This window comes from Idiomarina sp. Sol25 (assembly GCF_033052775.1).
Lineage (GTDB): Bacteria > Pseudomonadota > Gammaproteobacteria > Enterobacterales > Alteromonadaceae > Idiomarina.
In genome coordinates, this window is the sequence record NZ_JAUPEW010000001.1 from 553976 (window position 1) to 573852 (window position 19877).

The following is a 19877-nucleotide window of genomic DNA, read 5'->3' on the forward strand; positions in this document are numbered from 1 at the left end:
CATCACTGCGGATTTAAAAGATGAGTCAAACAATTCCACAACAACCGATAGAATATAATATGAAAGTCGTCCGGCAGTTTACTGTCATGACGATTATTTGGGGTATCGTCGGTATGGCTATAGGCGTATTGATAGCTGCCCAGCTTGTCTGGCCAGAGCTTAACTTCAATACTCCCTGGCTAACCTACTCCCGTCTTCGCCCGCTGCATACAAATGCTGTTATTTTCGCGTTTGGCACCAGCGCCCTTTTTGCCACTTCTTACTATGTTGTTCAGAAAACGTGTAGGGTTAGCTTGTTTTCAGACAAGTTAGCAGCTTTCACTTTCTGGGGCTGGCAGGCCGTTATAGTAGCAGCAGTTATCACTCTGCCTATGGGTCTTACCAGCACAAAAGAATACGCTGAGCTAGAGTGGCCTATCGACATTTTAATTACTGTCGTCTGGGTTGCTTACCTAATCGTCTTCTTCGGCACATTGGCTATTCGTAAAACATCACACATTTACGTGGCTAACTGGTTCTATGGTGGTTTCATCATCGTTATCGCCATGCTGCATATCGTGAACAGCTTTGCTATACCAGTGTCGTTTACCAAGTCTTACTCAATCTATTCAGGTGCCGTCGATGCCATGGTTCAATGGTGGTATGGACACAACGCTGTAGGTTTCCTTCTGACAGCGGGTTTCCTGGGTATGATGTATTACTTTGTACCGAAGCAAGCTGAACGCCCTGTTTACTCCTACCGCTTGTCGGTTGTTCACTTTTGGGCCCTAATTTCTCTTTATATTTGGGCCGGCCCTCACCACTTACACTATACCGCATTGCCAGACTGGACTCAGTCAGTCGGCATGGTTATGTCTGTTATCCTGTTCGTACCTTCATGGGGTGGCATGATTAACGGTATCATGACGTTATCTGGTGCATGGCATAAGCTACGAACCGACCCAATTTTGCGTTTCTTAATTGTTTCTCTGTCATTCTACGGCATGTCGACTTTCGAAGGCCCGATGATGGCAATCAAATCAGTGAACGCACTTTCTCACTACACTGACTGGACTGTGGGTCACGTACACTCTGGTGCTTTAGGCTGGGTTGCAATGATCACTATCGGCTCTATGTACTACCTGGTACCACGCCTGTTCAACCAGAAAGAAATTCACAGCATTAAGCTGGTGAACGTTCATTTCTGGCTACACACTATCGGCGTCGTTTTCTACATCGTCTCAATGTGGATTTCAGGTGTGATGCAAGGTCTTATGTGGCGTGCAACCAACTCTGACGGAACCTTAACTTACAGTTTCGTAGAGAGTGTTCAGGCATCATATCCATTCTGGACAGGCCGCTTTATCGGTGGTGTTTTCATTGTAGTTGGTATGTTGCTGATGGCTTATAACTGTTATCAGACAATTCGTGCCGGCCGTCGTGAGACAGCTGCAGGCAACGTCGTACAAACTGCCTGAGGGAGAGAATAATGAGTCGTTTTAAACACGAATTTGTTGAAAAAAACTTAGGTTGGTTGTCAATTTTAATGATCATTGCGGTTTCTATCGGTGGGTTAGTAGAAATTACTCCCCTACTGTTTCAAAACCAGACCAATGAACCCATAAAAGGTTTGCAGCCATACACCGCGTTAGAGCTTGAAGGTCGCGATATTTATATGCGCGAAGGTTGTAATAACTGCCACAGCCAGATGATTCGTCCTTTCCGTTCAGAAACGGAACGTTACGGACACTATTCATTAGCTGGTGAGCACGTTTGGGAATTCCCTCACCTTTGGGGCTCCAAGCGTACAGGTCCTGACCTGGCTCGCGTAGGTGACCGTTACAGCGATGAGTGGCATCACGTTCATTTAATGAACCCTCGTAACGTGGTTCCTGAGTCGAATATGCCAGCGTTCCCTTGGCTTGCAGAAAACAAGTTAACGGGTGAATACACGGCTAAGAAGATGGAAGTTATGCGGACATTGGGCGTTCCTTACGAAGACAAGGATATCGCCGGTGCAAAAGAAGCCGTTCAGGGTAAAACTGAAATGGAGGCGCTTATCGCTTACTTACAATCGCTTGGCACAACGCTACAGCAGGCTGACAAGTAATGGATTACGGAACTTGGCGCGGCGTGTTCAGCCTGATCATATTGGCAATTTTTATCGCCATTGTGGTCTGGGCGTTCAGCCGCCGTACAAAAAAACAATTTGATGATGCGGCTAATTCTATATTTGAGGACGAATCATCAATAGATAACAGCGACAAACCGGAGTCGAAGAAAGATGAGTAGCTTCTGGAGTGCATGGATAATTGTTTTAACGCTGGCCACCTTAGTGGTATTAATTTGGCTACTGCGCTGGAACATGAAAAATTACACTCACATCGAAGAAGGTCAGGAAATGGACCACGATTTCGATGGGATTGTAGAATTAAACAACCCTCTTCCTAAATGGTGGACCTATTTGTTCTGGGCCTGCTTTGTATGGGGCTTTATATACCTGGCTCTATACCCTGGGCTTGGGAACTTTAACGGCTTACTTGACTGGAAAAGCTCAAACCAGGATATTCAGTCCTTAGAAGAGTCTCGTCAGGCAATGAAAGAAGCCCATGAAAAAGGAATGATTGTTGAGTACGATCGCGCCGTTCGTGCTGCGGAAGAAAAGTATGGCCCTATCTTTGAAGCATTTGCAAAACAGCCAATTGAAGAGTTGGCAAACAATGAAGATGCTTTAGATGTTGGTCAGCGTTTGTTCTTGCAAAACTGTGCGCAATGTCACGGCTCGAACGCGATGGGTGGTCAAGGCTTCCCTAACCTGACAGACGACGAATGGCTTTATGGCGGTGAACCAAGTGATATAAAAACCACCTTGCTTCAAGGGCGCCAAGGTAATATGCCGGCGTTTGGTGAGCAGTTCAGTGATAAAGAAATTAATGAACTCGCCAACTACGTTGCCAGCTTAAGTGGCCGTGAACGTGACGCTGACTTAGTCGAAGCCGGCAAAGCGAACTTCGCAGTTTGTAGTGCGTGTCACGGGGCGGATGGTAAAGGCAACCAGCAGCTTGGTGCGCCAAACTTAACTGACGATGTCTGGCTGTACGGCGGTTCAATTAATAAAATTGAAGAAACGCTGAAGCATGGTCGTAACGGTGTTATGCCAGCCTGGAAAGACATCTTAGGTGAGGATAAAATTCACGTTATCTCAGCTTATGTCTACAGCTTGTCTAACGAAGAATAAAACGCAGTAAACACAGCCCCGCTACGGCGGGGCTTTTTGTATGAGGTATCATTATGATTCAACCCTGGTATAAGCAGTTCTGGCCATGGTTTCTTATTTCTCTTCCCGTTACCGTTATGATCGTTTGTGGCGTTATCATTTATTTGTCCGTATCTCAGGGCGGTGTCTCCATGGTGGTTGATGACTACTACAAGCGTGGCAAAACCATCAATGCAATTATCGAGCATGTCGAGGAAGCACAACGCCGTAATATCTCTTTTGAGTTTACTGCTGAGAAAGGCCAATTTACTCTTAAGTATGCATCGGGTCAGCCGGAAGAACTGTCTGCTCTACGAGTGTTTTTTATTCACGCTACGCAAGACGAAAAAGATTTCACCCGTATGTTGACGGTTGCTTCAGATGGTACCTATCGAACAGACATTCCTGAAGAGATAGAAGGCAAGTGGACTATAACCGTTGAGCCGTTTAATGAGGTCTGGAAAGTAAGCGAAAAATATCAACTGCCAAAATCCGAATTAACTAAGCTTCGTCCGTTATTATACGGAGTTTAATTGAATGGAATGTTTTCATTGCCTGCAGCCTGTTCCTAAAGGGATTAACCTTGCTGTTGAGTACAAAGGTGCTGAGAAACCGGTCTGTTGTGCTGGGTGTCAGGCTGTGGCACAAACCATCATTCAGCACAACTTGCACGCTTATTACGAACACAGAGACACATCTCAACTACAGGACTCCCCTGTTCTTCCTGAAGAATTAAATGATTTAGCTCTCTATGACAACCCTGACTTACAAAAAGAGTTTGTAAGACATGAGGGAGCCGACACCGAGCTCGCAACTCTTACCGTAGAGAACATTACCTGTGGGGCTTGTGGCTGGCTAATTGAACGTGAACTGCTGCGCCTTCAAGGTATACAAAAAGCTGTAGTTAATGTTACCAGCCGCCGAGTGCAGGTTAGCTGGTCTCCTGCGAAATTAAAATTAAGCGACATTTTAAGAGCCTTAGCCAATATTGGATACAAGGCGTTGCCGTTCCAGGCTAATGAAGCCGAGCAACAATATGCACGGCAGCGAAAGAGTTATATCCGCCGGTTAGGTGTAGCGGGCATTGCTACTATGCAGGTTATGATGATTGCCTTCGGCCTGTATTTCGGCGTTGTCAGCGACTTATCACCGGACCTGCAACGCTTTCTCTGGAGCGTCAGCCTGGTTTTTGCTACCCCGGTTATTCTTTACAGCGCACAACCTTTTTACGCAGGTGCTCTAAGAGCCTTACAAGCATCGCGTTTGAACATGGACATTCCCGTCAGTATCGCCTTATTAGGTGCTTACAGCGCCAGTGTGTACGCGACAATAACCAACACGGGCGAAGTTTACTTTGAATCCATATCCATGTTTACTTTCTTCTTGTTGACGGGCCGATTTTTGGAGTTACTGGCAAAAGAACGTGCGTTAAAATTTGCCACTAACCGTCTGACCTTATTGCCTAAACTGGCTAACCGCGAAACCCCAGAGGGCTATGAGTCCGTTGCTATTAAATTGCTGGGAACAGGTGACATTATTCGTGTGAAAGCCGGTGAGACTATTCCTGCAGACGGTGAATTACTGAATAAACAAGCTCAGGTTGATGAAAGCTTGTTGACCGGAGAAAGCCTGCCCAGATCGAAAAAGCTTGGGGACGCGGTTATTGCCGGCAGTATTAACCAACATTCTCCAATACGGATAAAAGTAACAGCAACCGCGCAGCAAACGGTTTTGGCCGGCATCATCGCAATGCAGGACTCGGCTTTAGCGGTTAAACCGAAAGCACAGCAAGTTATCGATAAACTGGCGGGCTATTTCATTGCTGCAATTTTAACCGTTGCAGTTATTACCTATTTCAGCTGGTGGTGGATCCAGCCAGATCATGCTTTGTGGGTTACTTTGGCTGTATTAGTGGCCACCTGCCCGTGTGCTTTGTCTCTTGCGGCACCGACAGCATTAACTGGCATCATTCATCGACTAAACAGAGATGGTATTTTATTAAAAGGTTCTGATGTCCTTGAGTCCGTTAAACACCTGAATAAAGTGTGTTTGGATAAAACCGGCACCTTAACGGAAGGAAAGTTTCGGTTGGTTGAGCGAAAAGATTACATCGACTCCAACACCGTTGATAAACTGGTTAGCGGACTGGAGCTTTTTTCCGAGCACCCTCTTTCGGTCCCGTTAAGCCAACTCTCGGACACTCCGGCGTCGTTTCAGGACATCACTAACGAGATGGGCTTTGGCCTGCAAGGAAAATTTGATGGTCAGTCCTATCGCGCAGGTAGTGAAACCTACATCCAGCAGTGGCATCCTGAGTTTAAAGCTCTTAACAAATATCAGGTGGTTATTGCCAGTAAAGAACGCGTGCTGGCCGAGTTCAGAGTGGAAGATCAAATAAGAGAAGATGCTGCTGAAACCATTAACTGGTTAAAAAACAATGGTTATCAACCCATAATTCTAAGCGGAGATAGCGAATCAAGAGTTCAGTCTCTGGCTCATGAACTGGGCATACCTGACTACCACAGCGCCTTGAAACCAGAAGAGAAGCTAACTTTTGTTACGGCTCAACAAGAAGCCGGACATACGGTCTGGATGGTTGGTGACGGCATTAATGACAGCCCGGTTCTCGCAAAAGCCGACCTTTCAATGACGTTTTCTCAGGCATCTGATTTAGCGCAAACGGCAGCCGACGTTGTGTTAATGTCGGAATCTCTGAGCCAAATTAAAATAGTAATAGAAAGCGCACTCAAAACACGTCAGATAATGAGACAGAATTTCATTTGGGCATTGGTTTATAATATTTCTGTATTACCTGTAGCTGCTATCGGAATGATTGCTCCCTGGGCAGCAGCGCTTGGTATGTCGCTTAGTTCTCTTCTGGTAATAGGAAACTCTCTAAGGTTGTATCGAAAATGAGTGTCATTTACGCGTTAATTCCCATCGCTATAATTTTTGTTATTATCGCTGTTGCGATCTTTTTTTGGGCGGTACGTTCCGATCAGTTTGAGGACATTGAACGTCAGGGACTCAATATTCTGATGGACGACGAAGATAACACCAATAACGCTGATGATGAATCCGATAAACCCAAGCGCTGATTTAGTTACAGCCTTACTGATGGGGTTGGCCGGTGCCGGACATTGCTTAATGATGTGCGGTGGTATTGCCAGCGCCATGGGTATCAATACCCGTCCCTACCATGTCTGGCTGTATAACTTAGGCCGGGTTTGTTCCTACATGCTTATTGGAGCCTTGGTTGGCGGGGCTATCGGCTTGTTTGCTCCGGAAGGTGGTTATACAACAATCATTCTTCGTTGGTTGGCTGTTGTCTTTCTCCTGTTGCTCGGATTGTATTTTACTGGATGGTTTTCAGGACTGGTGTATTTGGAGAAATCAGCCCGACCAATTTGGCGGAAAATACAGCCTCTGGCTGCAAAACTCAGAAATAAGCCGGGTATTTTTGCCACTTTTTTTGCGGGAGCTTTATGGGGCTGGTTACCCTGCGGTATGGTCTATAGTGCCCTAAGCTGGGCAGCTTTAAGCGGCTCAGCTAGCGATGGAGCGCTGACCATGGCTGCTTTTGGTCTGGGAACCTTGCCAGCCATGATAGCCGCCGGACATTTCAGTCAATTCCTGCATCGTTTTTTACGCGCTCAGGGCGTGCGTACTGCTATGGGAGTTTTGCTCATAATTTATGCTTTATGGAGCATGCTGACCCTAATCAAACCTTTTTTCCAGTAAAGCCTGCAAAGCCCGCTGATTTCGTCTAATCTTAAGGGTGAATAGAGATAGATAATTACGAGGTCAGTATGGACGCATTCCGTCACGTTCTAGTTGTTATAGACGCTGCAGATGAGCAGCACAAAGCATTGAAACGCGCTTTACATATGGCTCGGCTGAGCGATGCCAGATTAACACTGTTTTTGTCTATTTATGACTTTTCTTACGAAATGACAACCATGCTGTCCAGTGAGGAACGTGACGTTATGCGTTCAAATCTTATAGCGGACAGAAGAGCCTGGTTAACCGACGTACTGAGCGAATTCGATACCGATTCGGTTCGTATTGATATCGATGTGGTCTGGCATAACCGACCTTTTGAAGCCATTATTAAAGAAGCGATAAAACACGAGCACGACCTCATAATAAAAGGTACTCAGGTCAGTGCAAGCTTCCAGAACTTAATTTTTACACCAACCGACTGGCATTTACTGCGAAAAGCCCCCTGCCCGGTTTTACTGGTTAAAGAACATGAATGGCCAAGCCATGGGCAAATAATTGCTGCCGTTCATACCGGTTCGGAAGAGGAACACCATCAAGACCTGAATAAACGCATCATAGAACATGCTCAATCAATGAGTAAGGTGTTGAGTGCCAGTGTTCACCTGGTTAATGCGTATCCCAGCGCTCCCGTCAATGTAGCGGTAGAAATCCCTGAGTTTGATGTCAGCGAATACAGCGACGCGCTCGAGCAGCACCACCTTAACCGGATGGCCGCGCTGGGACGCGATTACGGAATTTCTAGCCATTATCAGCATTTGTCGCAAGGTTTGCCGGAACAGGTTATTCCCGAAGCCGCAAAACAACTCGATGCTGAACTGGTGGTATTAGGCACTATTGGCCGTACTGGGTTAAGCGCAGCCTTGTTAGGTAACACAGCTGAACACGTACTGGACGAGTTAAATTGTGATGTGTTGGCAATTAAGCCAGAAGACTTTGTCAGTCCCCTCGCTTGAGTTTAATGCCTCAGGTATAATCCGGCTCCTCATAACTTACAGATGAAATAGGTTGCAGGAGCCATTATGGCCAGTGAAAGTAAATACAGTTTCGATAAGCTACAGAAACGTATTCGTCGCGATGTGGGTAAAGCCATACAAGATTTCGGGATGATTGAAGACGGCGATCATATTATGGTCTGTCTGTCAGGCGGTAAAGACAGTTACACTTTGCTGGACACCCTCCTCTATCTGCAAAAAGTTGCTCCTGTTCGTTTTTCTCTGGTTGCGGTCAACTTGGATCAAAAGCAACCAGGTTTTCCAGAACACGTGCTTCCGGGCTATCTGGCAAAGCTTGGTGTTAACTACAAAATTGTTGAAGAAGACACCTACAGCATCGTAAAAGAAAAAATTCCCGAAGGAAAAACAACCTGCTCTTTATGCTCCCGCCTTAGACGAGGCATTTTGTATCGAACAGCCAAAGAATTAAAAGCGACTAAAATCGCTCTGGGTCATCATCGCGATGACATGATCGAAACGCTTTTTTTGAATATGTTTCACGGTGGCAAGTTGAAATCCATGCCGCCTAAATTGGCAAGCGATAACGGCGAGCATGTTGTTATTCGTCCTTTGGCTTATGCCCGTGAAAAAGAGATAGAACAATACTCTGACGCAATGGAATTCCCTATTATCCCTTGTAACTTGTGTGGCTCTCAGGAAAACCTGCAGAGAAAGCAAATAAAGCAAATGCTTAATGGGTGGGACAAGCAGTTTCCGGGCAGAATTGAAAGCTTATTTACGGCAATGCAAAACGTTGTACCCTCGCATTTAGCCGACAGCGCCCTGTTTGATTTTAAGGCCGTTACCGCAGACGGTGTTGCTGATGAAAATGGCGATAAAGCCTTTGATACTGACAGCTTTACTTCAAACTTTGAAACTGAAGAGAGTCCTGTTTTTGCTGGCAATATTCCCATCAAACATTTAGCCTAAACCCGATACAAAAAGAGGCTCTTCATTGAGCCTCTCTTATATTTATTCCAATATAGTTTCGCTTAAACCTTACTCTGGTTGCGGAACTTCCGGCGTATTCAATTCCTCACTGACTCGTTTCACAATGGGTCGATTGATACGAATCATTGCGCGTAGTTCATCAATATAGTCTTCTCCTCGCTCAGAATAACTTGATAAACCCGTAATTAAATCTCTTGCCAGAATATCTTCGTTATCTAAGCGCTTTTGTTCTCGCAGCAAACGTAAATCCAGATAAGCACCATGAGTATTAATATTACGCATATAACTTCTTACTGACGCATTAACCGAGTCAAATCGCGCAACTTCATGACGGCCATCTTCATCTCTTCCGGTAGGAACTAAACCACAGCCTTTGGAATAACACCATTGACCAAACAAGTTCAGTCCTTTACGTGAAAATCTGGACGTTCCCCAGCCTGACTCGTTTGCAGCCTGAACGAGCACCATCATTTCCGGAATAATATCAATACGGCGTTTTAGTAAACCAAATAAATTTTCATCAATCGCAATATCGTCTTCCAGTCGATAATACTCTATCCAGTCCGCTAGCTGCTTTTTATCTGACTCAGTTAACGCATTGTTTTTAAAGCGCTCGTAAATTGCTTTAAGGTAAGCCCTGTCATGCAATATACGTATATTTTCAGCTTCAACCATTGGCAGTAAAAAGCGAAAAAACTCTTCTTTTTTTTCCGTAACATCGGTCATCGACATAAAGTCAGGTAAATCTCTGTGAACAGGCACATCGGGAATGGCCGGTAAATGAGCTGTGACTGACTGTTCAGGAGTTTCTAACGCGGTATCTTTAATAAGCCAAGGTAAAAATAATGCCGCTACACTTAATACAATAAATAGTAATATGGTTAATAATCGCATGTAATCCTCAAGCCGAAATATTCTCAGACGAGCTGTCTTTTTTGGGTTTATCAATAACGGTTACGCCAATGACTTCCCGATAGACCACTCCCAGAAGGTTATACATCATTGGCAACATCCAAATAAGGCCTAATCCAAAAGGAATAACAGCCAGAAGTAACAAGCCCGCAAGAATCAAAAATAACAAGATAAACTTAGGCAGCTTGAAATGGATGATTTTTATTGAATAGTACAAGGCGTTTAGCGGGCCCACTCCTCGCTCAATAACTAAAGGCATGGCGAGTATCAAAATAACCGTAATGTAAAGTTGCGCCAAAATAGAAACGTTTGGGTGAATCAACCCAAAGAGTTGACTGGCGACAATGCTTAACAAAGTGCTTATCAGAGAAACTGCAATTAAAGGAAACATTACATTGAACCCGTTAAAGACATCGGCGCTTTTTGTACCGATACCAACGCTGTGCTTGATGCCCATTAGCATCAAACCGCCTAACAGAGGAGCACTGATAACAGCTTGTAAAATGCTGGAAAAGTACTGAATTTTTATTGATGTTTGCAGGCTCTCAATCGAAAACACGTTCATCAAAATGAGCACCATCACCACATTAATACCCAGTAAAACCAAAAAGCCACCAATTAAAGGAGTCAGATTCGATTTGGTAATGTTAAATGCCTGCTCAAAAACTTGCCGCAACGACAGCTGATAGTTTCCTTTAAGCGATTCAACTAATGAGCCACCAATTGTTACTTTGTTATCATCCACAGAAATTCCCACACTTTTTTGATCAGTAAGATAAACTAGCGCCCGATATACTAGAGTATCCTCTGGTACGATCCAATTTAAATCGACAGAACAATCTGAGGCAGTCATGAAATCGCAGAAAAAACGACCGGCAAACCCCAAGTTGGTTCTACTGAACAAGCCTTACGGCGTTTTATCTCAGTTTACCGGAGAAGAAGGCGACCAGACTTTAAAGCCGTTTATTCCCCATAACGACGTCTACCCCGCCGGGCGTCTTGATAAAGACAGCGAAGGGTTGTTGTTGCTAACCAATGACGGCGTTTATCAGGCTCGACTTGCTAATCCTAAGTACAAAGTGTGGAAAACCTATTGGGTGCAGGTAGAAGGTGATCCAAGCGAAGAGCAATTAGAGCAATTAAGAAATGGTGTCGAGCTAAACGACGGAATGACCCGCCCTGCTGAAGCCTTCGTGATGCCTGAACCAATGAACTTGTGGCCACGAAACCCTCCCGTTCGTGAGCGCAAAAGTGTTCCGGACAGCTGGCTCTGCCTTAAAATTCGCGAGGGTAAAAACCGCCAGGTTCGTCGCATGACAGCGCATGTTGGTTTGCCAACCCTACGTCTGATACGAGCCGCAGTGGGTCCTTTTCAATTAAAAACAATGCAGCCCGGGGAATGGCGTTCAGAGCCACCCGTTTGGTAACTTCCTGAGCTACCCTCGTGCGCGCTAAAATGATAGAATGCGCAGCCAATTCAGGAGCTATAGTCAGTTAGGGTTAACCTATGTCAAATGCCAGTAAAAAAGTCATTGTCGGAATGTCCGGGGGCGTCGACTCCTCCGTTTCAGCTTACCTTCTTATGCAACAGGGCTACCAGGTAGAAGGCCTGTTCATGAAGAACTGGGAAGAAGACGATACTGACGAATACTGCGCCGCTTCCGACGACTTAGCTGACGCTGAAAAAGTCTGTGAAACGCTGGGTATAGAGCTGCACACAATCAATTTCGCTGCAGAATACTGGGACAATGTATTCGAGTATTTTCTGGAAGAATACAAGGCGGGTCGCACGCCTAACCCCGACATTATGTGCAACAAAGAAATTAAATTTAAGGCCTTTCTTGAGTTTGCCGCTGACGCATTAGATGCCGATTATATTGCGACCGGACACTATGTGCGTCGTCAACGGCATGATGGCAAATGGGAAATGCTGCGGGGCTTAGACAGCAATAAAGATCAAAGCTACTTTTTGTATACCTTGAGCCACGAACACATTGCCCAGACTCTGTTCCCGGTGGGAGAACTGGAGAAACCCGAAGTTCGCCGTATTGCGGAGGAGCAAGGCCTGGTAACAGCCGATAAAAAAGACTCGACCGGCATTTGCTTTATTGGCGAGCGCAAATTTAAAGACTTTTTACAGCAATACCTTCCTGCCAAACCGGGTCCTATTGAGTCCGTTGAAGGTGAAAGCTTAGGCCAACACGAAGGCCTGATGTATCATACTCTGGGTCAGCGCAAAGGTCTGCATATAGGTGGTATGGCCGATAATTCCGGCGAACCCTGGTATGTTGTCGACAAAGATGTCGAACGTAACGTTTTAATTGTAGCGCAGGGGAAAAACCATCCGCGTCTATACTCTCAAGGCCTTATTGCCGGACAACTGCATTGGGTTAATCGAAACGCCCCATCGGAGGCCTTCGATTGCACGGTGAAAACGCGCTACCGCCAGCAGGATATTCCCTGCCGGGTTACGCCGCTTAGTGATGGTGACTTTCAGGTTCAATTTAAAGAACCGGTTGCAGCGGTTACCCCAGGCCAGTCTGCGGTATTCTACAGTAATGATGTGTGTTTAGGCGGTGGCATAATAGAGCAGCGCATTACTGACTTTGAGGTCAAGCTATGAACGAATGGCAGCAACGGGTAATTGCCTTAGCTGGTATGTCGTTAAGTGCTATGGCTGTGCAGAAGCTGGCTCGCAGCGGAGAGCTTTACCCTGAATCTATCACTGATACGCTTGTACACAGCCTTCTTCAGCAGAACCCAAATAATATAGAAGATGTATACGGCGGGCTCGATAATATTCAGCCTGGCATTCAGGCGTTTATTCGTCAGGCAGGCAATAATAAAAGTAAAGACATTGAAGTTACCCGTTATCTGGTGGGGTTGATTCACCTTTCCAGACGCTTACTAAGGCAACCTGAAATACTTGATTCACTTGGCGAGCAAATTGCTCAGGTCAAACGCCAAAAAGAAGAATTTGAGTTTGAAAGTCAACGTGTACAGCAAAGCTTAGCCGGAATTTATCGCGAACTGATAAGTCCCCTGGGACAACCCATTCGCATTAATGGTAACCCGGAGTTTTTAAAACGCGACTCAAATCAACACCATATTAGAACCTTGTTGCTAGCTGGCATTCGCAGTGCCGTGCTTTGGCAGCAAGTAGGCGGCAAGCGTCGTCATTTCGTGTTTTCTAGAAAGAAAATGTTAGATACAGCGCAGCAATTGCTGCATGTCGCATAACAATTAACGATTTAATTAACCCTCGGAGAGCCAGTTTATGTTGCCCTTTTCCTCCTTGACGGCGGTGTCACCTGTTGATGGACGATACGCCTCAAAAGCAGAAATGCTACGCCCTATTTTCAGTGAGTACGGATTGATTAAATTTCGAGTGACTGTTGAGGTTCGTTGGTTACAATTATTAGCAGACGTTGACGGTATTAAAGAAGTACCTGCGCTGAGTAAAGAAGCAACACAGATACTGAACTCCATTGTTGAGAATTTCTCGGTCGACGACGCTGAACGCATAAAAGCTATCGAGAGTACCACCAACCACGACGTGAAAGCGGTCGAGTACTTTCTGAAAGAGAAAGTGGCAGATAACAAAGAACTGAATAAAGTGTCCGAGTTCATCCACTTTGCCTGTACGTCCGAAGACATTAATAACCTTTCTCATGGCTTAATGCTGAACACGGCTCGTGATGAAGTATTACTGCCTATGATGCAGGAGCTTGTTGACCGGGTTAAAGAGCTGGCGAAAGAACACAAAGCCGTTCCTATGATGGCCCGTACACATGGGCAACCAGCAACACCAACCACAATGGGCAAAGAGTTTGCAAACGTTGCCGTGCGTTTACAGCGTCAGCTGGCACAGCTTAAAGCTGTGGATGTTATGGGCAAAATAAATGGTGCCGTCGGTAACTACAACGCGCACCTGGCAGCCTACCCTAACGTTGACTGGCACCATATTTCAGAGCAATTTGTTACTTCATTAGGCTTGAGCTGGAACGCTTACACAACGCAAATTGAACCGCATGACTACATTGCCGAATACTTTGATGCATTAGCTCGTTTTAATACTGTACTCATTGATTTTGATCGTGACGTATGGGGCTATATAGCATTGAACCACTTTAAACAGCGTACTGTTGAAGGCGAAGTTGGCTCATCAACCATGCCTCATAAAGTAAACCCTATCGACTTTGAAAACTCCGAAGGTAACCTGGGTATTGCAAACGCTGTTATGCAGCATTTAGCTCAGAAACTGCCTATTTCACGCTGGCAGCGCGACCTGACTGACTCAACCGTTTTGCGTAATTTAGGCGTGGGTGTTGCCCATACTGTTATCGCATTCCAGGCAACCTTAAAAGGTTTAAGTAAACTGGAAGTTAACGAAGCCCGTTTAGCGGCTGAGCTGGATGAAAATTGGGAATTAATGGCGGAGCCGGTACAAACTGTTATGCGTCGCTACGGTGTTGAAAAACCATACGAGAAGCTAAAGACCTTAACTCGCGGTAAGCGTATTACCAGCGATGATCTGGCGAAATTTATTGACTCTTTAGACGTACCTAACGCGGCTAAAGACGAAATGAAAGCACTGACTCCGGCTAATTATATTGGCCGTGCTACTCAATTTGTTGATGATCTTGTATGAAATTAGCTTTTGATAAAGACGACTTCTTAGCAAATTACTGGCAGAAAAAGCCTTGTCTTATCCGACAGGGCTTTGCTGATTTTACCGACCCTGTCAGCCCTGAAATTCTGGCTGGACTAGCGATGGAAGAAGGCGCTGACTCGCGGGTTATTGAATCTCGGGCGGACACTGAGTCGGGTTGGTTAGTGACTCACGGTCCATTTGAGGACTACGAAAAGTTCGGAGAAACCGACTGGACTTTATTGGTGCAGTCAGTAAACGAGTGGCTACCGGACGTAGGTGAATTGATAACACCTTTCCGCTTTCTGCCCGACTGGCGCATTGATGACGTTATGGTCAGTTTTTCCTGTGAAAACGGCGGTGTTGGCCCTCATCTGGATCAGTACGATGTTTTTATTGTTCAGGGCGCAGGCTCCCGGCATTGGCGGGTTGGCGACCGACAAGCAATGCAGGAACATCAGCCTGCGGAAGATCTCTGTCAGATAAAAGGTGAATTCGAAGCGGTTATCGATGAGCATCTGACTGCCGGCGACGTTTTATATATTCCTGCTGGGTGTCCTCATGACGGAGTTTCGCTGGAGCCATCTTTAAACTACTCTGTTGGCTTTCGTGCTCCATCGAAAGCCGAGCTACTGTTGCAGTTAGGTGATATTGCGATGCAACAGGAGTTAATGCAGGAGCGTTATCAGGACCCAACTCTTAGCAGCAAAGACGTTTCATGGATTATTGAGGAAAAACAGCTAAGTGCATTAAAGCAGTTTCTAAAAGATGCTTTGGCAAGCGAAGGCACTGATGCATTGCTAGCAAAAATCATTTCCCAGTCTAAACGCCCTCTTCCCGAACCAGAGTTGCCGACCACCGCTGAGCAAATTCCGACTCTGCTCGCGCAACAAAATGCGTTTATTGAAAAAGCTTCGGGTGCCCGTTTCTTAAAACTTAGCGATACGCAGTTTTACGGCAATGGTGAAGCTTTTCACGTTTCACAAGAAGCTTTAACTACAGCGGAATGGCTGGCGCAATTGCAAGGCTCTGAAACTCTTGAAGAACTAGCTAAGCTGGCGAAATCATCAGCCGAGTATGAGCTCATTGCCGAAGCCATTAATCAGGGAATCATCTACTTATACATTGACGAATCTTAAGTGATTCTGTGTAAACAAGAGTTGATAAACGCCTGTTTAAATACCTAAATTTATTCACTCAACAAAGTAGCGCGGACCTTTTCTAAATGGTAATGTTCGCGCAATTTTTGAAGCAATAAGGAATTGAATTTCATGTCTTTATACGAGCATCCCGAATTTGATCACCATGAGCAAGTGGTGTTTTGTCATGATCAGGAATCAGGCTTAAAAGCCATTATTGCCATCCACGATACAACTCTAGGCCCGAGCCTTGGCGGTACTCGTTTATGGAATTATGCTTCTTCAGCAGAAGCGCTAACAGACGTACTGAGATTGTCTCGTGGTATGACTTATAAAAGCGCAATGGCCGGGCTGCCGTTAGGTGGTGGTAAAGCGGTTATTATCGGTGATGCCAAGAAAATCAAAAGCGAAGAACTCTTCCGTGCTTATGGCCGCTTTATCGAATCTTTAGGCGGTCGTTACATTACCGCTGAAGACGTCAATATTCGCACTGAAGACATCGGTATGGTCGCAAAAGAGACCAGCCACGTTGCCGGTACAGCAGAAAAAGCTGGCGACCCTTCACCGCACACAGCATTGGGTACTTACCTTGGTCTAAAAGCGGCAGCAAAACACAAATTAGGTAGCGAAGATCTTAAAGGCGTTAAAATCGCCGTTCAGGGCCTGGGAGCTGTTGGCTACGATTTCGCTAAGCATTGTGCAGAAGAAGGCGCTGAACTAATTGTTACCGATATAAACGAAGAAGCCATCGAGCGCGCCGTTAAAGAACTGGGAGCAAAAGCTGTTGGTCTTGATGAAATCTACGACGTAGAAGCTGACGTATACGCGCCATGTGCTTTAGGTGCTACTATCAATGACGAAACGTTAAAGCAGCTGAAAGTTAAAGTTATTGCAGGAAGCGCGAATAACCAGTTAGCCAACCCTAAACACGATCAAGCAGTAAAAGACATGGGCATCCTTTACGCACCTGATTATGTAATTAATGCCGGTGGTGTTATTCATGTGTGCTCTGAAGCCGCTAATATGAGCCTGGAAGAAACCGATAAACGCGTTCGTGGTATCTACGAAACCTTAGACCAGCTTTTTGCTCGCGCAAACGACGAAGACCGTCCTACGGGAGCTGTTGCAGACCAAATGGCTCGAGAAATCATCGCCAAAGGTAAACAGTAAAATAAAAGCCTGAGTTAATTCAGGCTTTGTAATATTATCTCAAGCGGGTGTCTCACCCGCTTTTCTTCTAAACGCTTTATTTGTGAGCGACACGAAAATCCAGTAACCAGTACTCCGCTGCTTCCGTACTCCTGAACCGCTTGTTGCCAACCCATCTGATAAAGTCCCCGGCTGTCTTCCTGGTTCTGTTTTTCATGACCAAATGTACCGGCCATGCCGCAGCAACCCACATTAACAACGTCCAGTTTCAGTCCCAGGTTTTGGAATAAGGTCTGCCATTGTTTGGCGGACTCAGGTACGAAGCTCTGCTCGGTGCAGTGCAATAGTAGGCCGTAACGACTGGTACTAAATGAACTCATATCATCAAAATTTAAAGTATTAAGCCATTCTACAACCGTCATTACGTTAACTTCGGGCAACTGCCCATCCCGCGCCTTGCGATACTCGTCCCGGAATATCAATGCCGTAGAGCTGTCGGGCCCAATTAAAGAAATACCAGCATCAGAAACTGGTTTTAACTGTTTAGTCACTTTATCGGCTGTTTTCTCAAAGTCACTGATGAAGCCTTTTACGTGCTGAGCTTTACCATGACCTATAAACGGCATTAAAACTGGCGTGTAACCTAACTTGCTAATAAGCAGCCCCAGTTTTACGACAAGATCAGCTTCGTAGAATGTTGTGAAAGGGTCCTGCGCAATAACCACCGCCTTTGACTTCTCTTCCTCAGTCAGGCTCATTACCTGCTCTGTCGTTAACTCTATAAGCCCGTTTTGGCGCCAGGCCGATCTTAAGTTGGGCGTTGAGAACAACGGCGTATCGACGTAGCCAATACCATATTTGAGTACAAACCGGCTTAACGGATTATTAATCAGTAAATTACTCAGCCTGGGAAACTTACTCGCTACAGGAGCAGTCTTTTCAATACCTTTGACCAGATAGTCTTTTAACGGACGAGCGTATTTACTGTAGTAATGATCATAAAAACGAGCGCGGAACGTCGGGACGTCGACACTGACCGGGCACTGGTTAGTACATGCCTTGCAAGCCAGACATTTGTCCATGGACTCTTTCACTTCGTGGCTAAAATCATTTTTTGTCGTAAAGCGGTTTAGTTGACGTTTCGCAAAGCCTACTGACTCCGGCTTTTCAGCCGCGTTATAGCCGGCGTTGTGCGTAAGTCGTAACCATTCACGTAAAAGCCCTGCCCGCCCTTTGGGTGAATAACGACGATCCCTCGTTACTTTATAAGAGGGGCACATAGCAGACTTAGGATCGTAATTAAAGCACAAGCCATTACCGTTACAATCCATCGCGTTTTTATAGCTGTCGCGTGTAGCTATCGGTATTTGGCGATCAAAGAATCCGCGCTTAACGGCATCGACAGAGATAAGCTCGGCATCAGTGTTAAGCGGTGTACAAATTTTCCCCGGGTTTAGCTGGTTAAAGGGGTCAAAGCTCGCCTTAATTTTTTGCAATTCGGTATAGAGATGCTCGCCAAAAAATGCCGGTACGTACTCCGAGCGATACCCTTTACCGTGTTCGCCCCACATGAGTCCACCGTACTTTTGTGTCAGTTCAGCAACTTTATCACTGATCTGCCTGAGCATAACTTCATCTTCTGGCTCACACAGGTCAAGCGCCGGGCGCACATGCAAAACTCCGGCATCTGCATGGCCAAACATGCCATAATGCAGGCCGTTAGCGTCTAAAAGAGCACGGAACTCGTTAATAAAATCAGCCAGTTTTTCCGGCGGTACAGCGGTGTCTTCTGCAAAAGCGACGGGCTTGCGGCGTCCTTTAGTTGCGCCCAGCAAGCCCACCGATTTTTTCCGCATCGCATAAATAAGCTGGATGCTGGGCAAGTCATCACAGACTTGATAACCAATAACCCCTTTGCTGTCTTTGCTTTTAATCAGCTTATCCAGACGTTGAGTTAAAGAGCTCACTTTACTGTCTATTTCTTCCTGATTTAACCCGGTGAACTCAACCATGTTGATGCCATCCATGCGCTGACCTTCGACATCAGACAACAGCGGCTCAACCGACTTCCAAATTATATCCTGACGGGCAAGGTTCAGTACGGTACTGTCAACTGTCTCTACTGAGGTTGCTTTGGCATCAACTAAAAAAGGTGAATTTTCTAAAGCCGCCTGGAAATTTGAGTACTTTACGTTCACCAACACCCGATGTTTGGGAATAGGAGTAATATTCAGACGAGCTTCGCTGACAAAGCCCAATGTTCCCTCTGAGCCCGCAATGATTCGCGAAACATCTATTTTCTGCTGCTCGGCATTATAGGAATGTTTCAAGTCATAACCGGTTAAAAACCGATTCAGCGGCGGAAATTTATCACGAATATTCTCAGCTTCGCCCACACAGGTATCAATAACCTGCTTGTAAACTCGGGCTATACGATTATCCTGCCGCGCAATAGTTTCCGCCTGTTCAAGCGAGACCGGGCCGCTATCCAGCACAGAGCCGTCCAGCAACACGGTTTTCAGACCAAGAATGTGGTCGCTGGTTTTCCCATAAACCAAAGAGCCCTGACCAGATGCGTCAGTATTGATCATTCCACCAAGCGTGGCACGATTACTGGTCGATAAGTCAGGTGAAAAGAAATAGCCGTGTGGGCGCAAAATGTCGTTGAGCTGATCTTTTACGACACCAGCCTGTACTCGCACCCAGCCCTCTTTTGAATTAACTTCCAACACTTTATTCATGTGGCGACTTAAGTCCACCACAATACCGGAAGTTAGAGACTGACCATTGGTGCCGGTGCCACCTCCACGGGGAGAGAACTGCACACTGCTATTATTTTCCTGACCTGCAAGCTTCATCAGCAAGACAAGATCAGTTTGATTAAGAGGATACAAAACGGCCTGAGGCAGGTTTTGATAAACGCTGTTATCCGTGGCCGCGATTAAACGGCCCGAATAACTCACGTCAATTTCACCTGCAAACTCTGAGCTTCTTACCTGCTCAATAAAGTGCCGGTAGTCATTTGGTAACGCATTCTCAGCAGCAATCTCAGGTAATACAGTCAT

Annotated in this window: 19 protein-coding genes; 16 read left to right on the forward strand and 3 right to left on the reverse strand. The window is 45.8% G+C overall.

The window, feature by feature from the left end; translation table 11 throughout:
- Nucleotides 1-20: 20 nt before the first annotated feature.
- From ccoN to ttcA, 10 genes are all read left to right on the forward strand, one after another.
- Nucleotides 21-1457 carry a cytochrome-c oxidase, cbb3-type subunit I gene (gene ccoN, locus Q5L94_RS02695; protein ID WP_317496935.1) on the forward strand — a complete coding sequence of 479 codons (1437 nt, stop codon included), beginning with the start codon at nt 21-23 and terminating at the stop codon, nt 1455-1457.
- Nucleotides 1458-1468: 11 nt separating this feature from the next.
- Nucleotides 1469-2089 carry a cytochrome-c oxidase, cbb3-type subunit II gene (gene ccoO / locus Q5L94_RS02700; protein ID WP_317496936.1) on the forward strand — a complete coding sequence of 207 codons (621 nt, stop codon included), beginning with the start codon at nt 1469-1471 and terminating at the stop codon, nt 2087-2089.
- On the forward strand, nt 2089-2271 hold the full coding sequence (locus Q5L94_RS02705) for a cbb3-type cytochrome c oxidase subunit 3 (RefSeq protein WP_317496937.1): 183 nt from the start codon (nt 2089-2091) through the stop codon (nt 2269-2271). Before ccoO ends, Q5L94_RS02705 begins: the two co-directional genes overlap by 1 nt.
- The gene (gene ccoP, locus Q5L94_RS02710) at nt 2264-3217 is read left to right on the forward strand and encodes a cytochrome-c oxidase, cbb3-type subunit III (RefSeq protein WP_317496938.1); all 954 of its coding nucleotides are present in this window, start codon (nt 2264-2266) and stop codon (nt 3215-3217) included. Before Q5L94_RS02705 ends, ccoP begins: the two co-directional genes overlap by 8 nt.
- Before the next feature lie 53 nt (nt 3218-3270).
- Entirely contained in the window at nt 3271-3768 is a 498-nt protein-coding gene (locus tag Q5L94_RS02715; RefSeq protein WP_317496939.1) for a FixH family protein, read from the forward strand.
- A 4-nt stretch (nt 3769-3772) separates the two neighbouring features.
- Entirely contained in the window at nt 3773-6151 is a 2379-nt protein-coding gene (locus Q5L94_RS02720) for a heavy metal translocating P-type ATPase (RefSeq protein WP_317496940.1), read from the forward strand.
- The gene (gene ccoS / locus Q5L94_RS02725; RefSeq protein WP_317496941.1) at nt 6148-6333 is read left to right on the forward strand and encodes a cbb3-type cytochrome oxidase assembly protein CcoS; all 186 of its coding nucleotides are present in this window, start codon (nt 6148-6150) and stop codon (nt 6331-6333) included. Before Q5L94_RS02720 ends, ccoS begins: the two co-directional genes overlap by 4 nt.
- Nucleotides 6305-6976, forward strand: a complete 672-nt coding sequence (locus Q5L94_RS02730) for a sulfite exporter TauE/SafE family protein (RefSeq protein ID WP_317496942.1) — start codon at nt 6305-6307, stop codon at nt 6974-6976. Before ccoS ends, Q5L94_RS02730 begins: the two co-directional genes overlap by 29 nt.
- Before the next feature lie 68 nt (nt 6977-7044).
- Entirely contained in the window at nt 7045-7971 is a 927-nt protein-coding gene (gene uspE, locus Q5L94_RS02735) for a universal stress protein UspE (RefSeq protein WP_317496943.1), read from the forward strand.
- A gap of 66 nt (nt 7972-8037) precedes the next feature.
- Nucleotides 8038-8940, forward strand: coding sequence for a tRNA 2-thiocytidine(32) synthetase TtcA (gene ttcA, locus Q5L94_RS02740; protein WP_317496944.1), 903 nt, complete (start codon nt 8038-8040; stop codon nt 8938-8940).
- 69 nt (nt 8941-9009) lie between these two features.
- Here ttcA and Q5L94_RS02745 read toward each other — a convergent pair whose 3' ends face one another.
- Nucleotides 9010-9855, reverse strand: coding sequence for a glucosaminidase domain-containing protein (locus tag Q5L94_RS02745; RefSeq protein WP_317496945.1), 846 nt, complete (start codon nt 9853-9855; stop codon nt 9010-9012).
- Nucleotides 9856-9862: 7 nt separating this feature from the next.
- A complete protein-coding gene (locus tag Q5L94_RS02750; RefSeq protein WP_317496946.1) occupies nt 9863-10618 on the reverse strand; it encodes a hypothetical protein in 756 nt (251 codons plus the stop codon).
- Nucleotides 10619-10724: 106 nt separating this feature from the next.
- On the opposite strand from Q5L94_RS02750, the gene Q5L94_RS02755 reads away from it, so the two are divergent.
- The 6 genes from Q5L94_RS02755 (at nt 10725) to Q5L94_RS02780 (ending at nt 16833) form a co-directional block, all read left to right on the forward strand.
- Entirely contained in the window at nt 10725-11300 is a 576-nt protein-coding gene (locus Q5L94_RS02755) for a pseudouridine synthase (protein ID WP_317496947.1), read from the forward strand.
- 80 nt (nt 11301-11380) lie between these two features.
- Nucleotides 11381-12496, forward strand: a complete 1116-nt coding sequence (gene mnmA / locus Q5L94_RS02760) for a tRNA 2-thiouridine(34) synthase MnmA (RefSeq protein WP_317496948.1) — start codon at nt 11381-11383, stop codon at nt 12494-12496.
- Nucleotides 12493-13113, forward strand: coding sequence for a high frequency lysogenization protein HflD (hflD, locus tag Q5L94_RS02765; RefSeq protein WP_317496949.1), 621 nt, complete (start codon nt 12493-12495; stop codon nt 13111-13113). The genes mnmA and hflD overlap by 4 nt, the downstream gene beginning before the upstream one ends.
- 40 nt (nt 13114-13153) lie before the next feature.
- The gene (gene purB / locus Q5L94_RS02770) at nt 13154-14524 is read left to right on the forward strand and encodes an adenylosuccinate lyase (RefSeq protein WP_317497196.1); all 1371 of its coding nucleotides are present in this window, start codon (nt 13154-13156) and stop codon (nt 14522-14524) included.
- Nucleotides 14521-15663 (forward strand): cupin domain-containing protein, encoded by a 1143-nt coding sequence (locus tag Q5L94_RS02775; protein ID WP_317496950.1) that lies wholly within the window; start codon nt 14521-14523, stop codon nt 15661-15663. Before purB ends, Q5L94_RS02775 begins: the two co-directional genes overlap by 4 nt.
- A gap of 132 nt (nt 15664-15795) precedes the next feature.
- Complete coding sequence (locus Q5L94_RS02780) at nt 15796-16833, forward strand: Glu/Leu/Phe/Val dehydrogenase dimerization domain-containing protein (protein WP_317496951.1); 1038 nt, start codon at nt 15796-15798, stop codon at nt 16831-16833.
- A 14-nt stretch (nt 16834-16847) separates the two neighbouring features.
- Here Q5L94_RS02780 and Q5L94_RS02785 read toward each other — a convergent pair whose 3' ends face one another.
- Nucleotides 16848-19877, reverse strand: coding sequence for an FAD-binding and (Fe-S)-binding domain-containing protein (locus Q5L94_RS02785; protein ID WP_317496952.1), 3030 nt, complete (start codon nt 19875-19877; stop codon nt 16848-16850).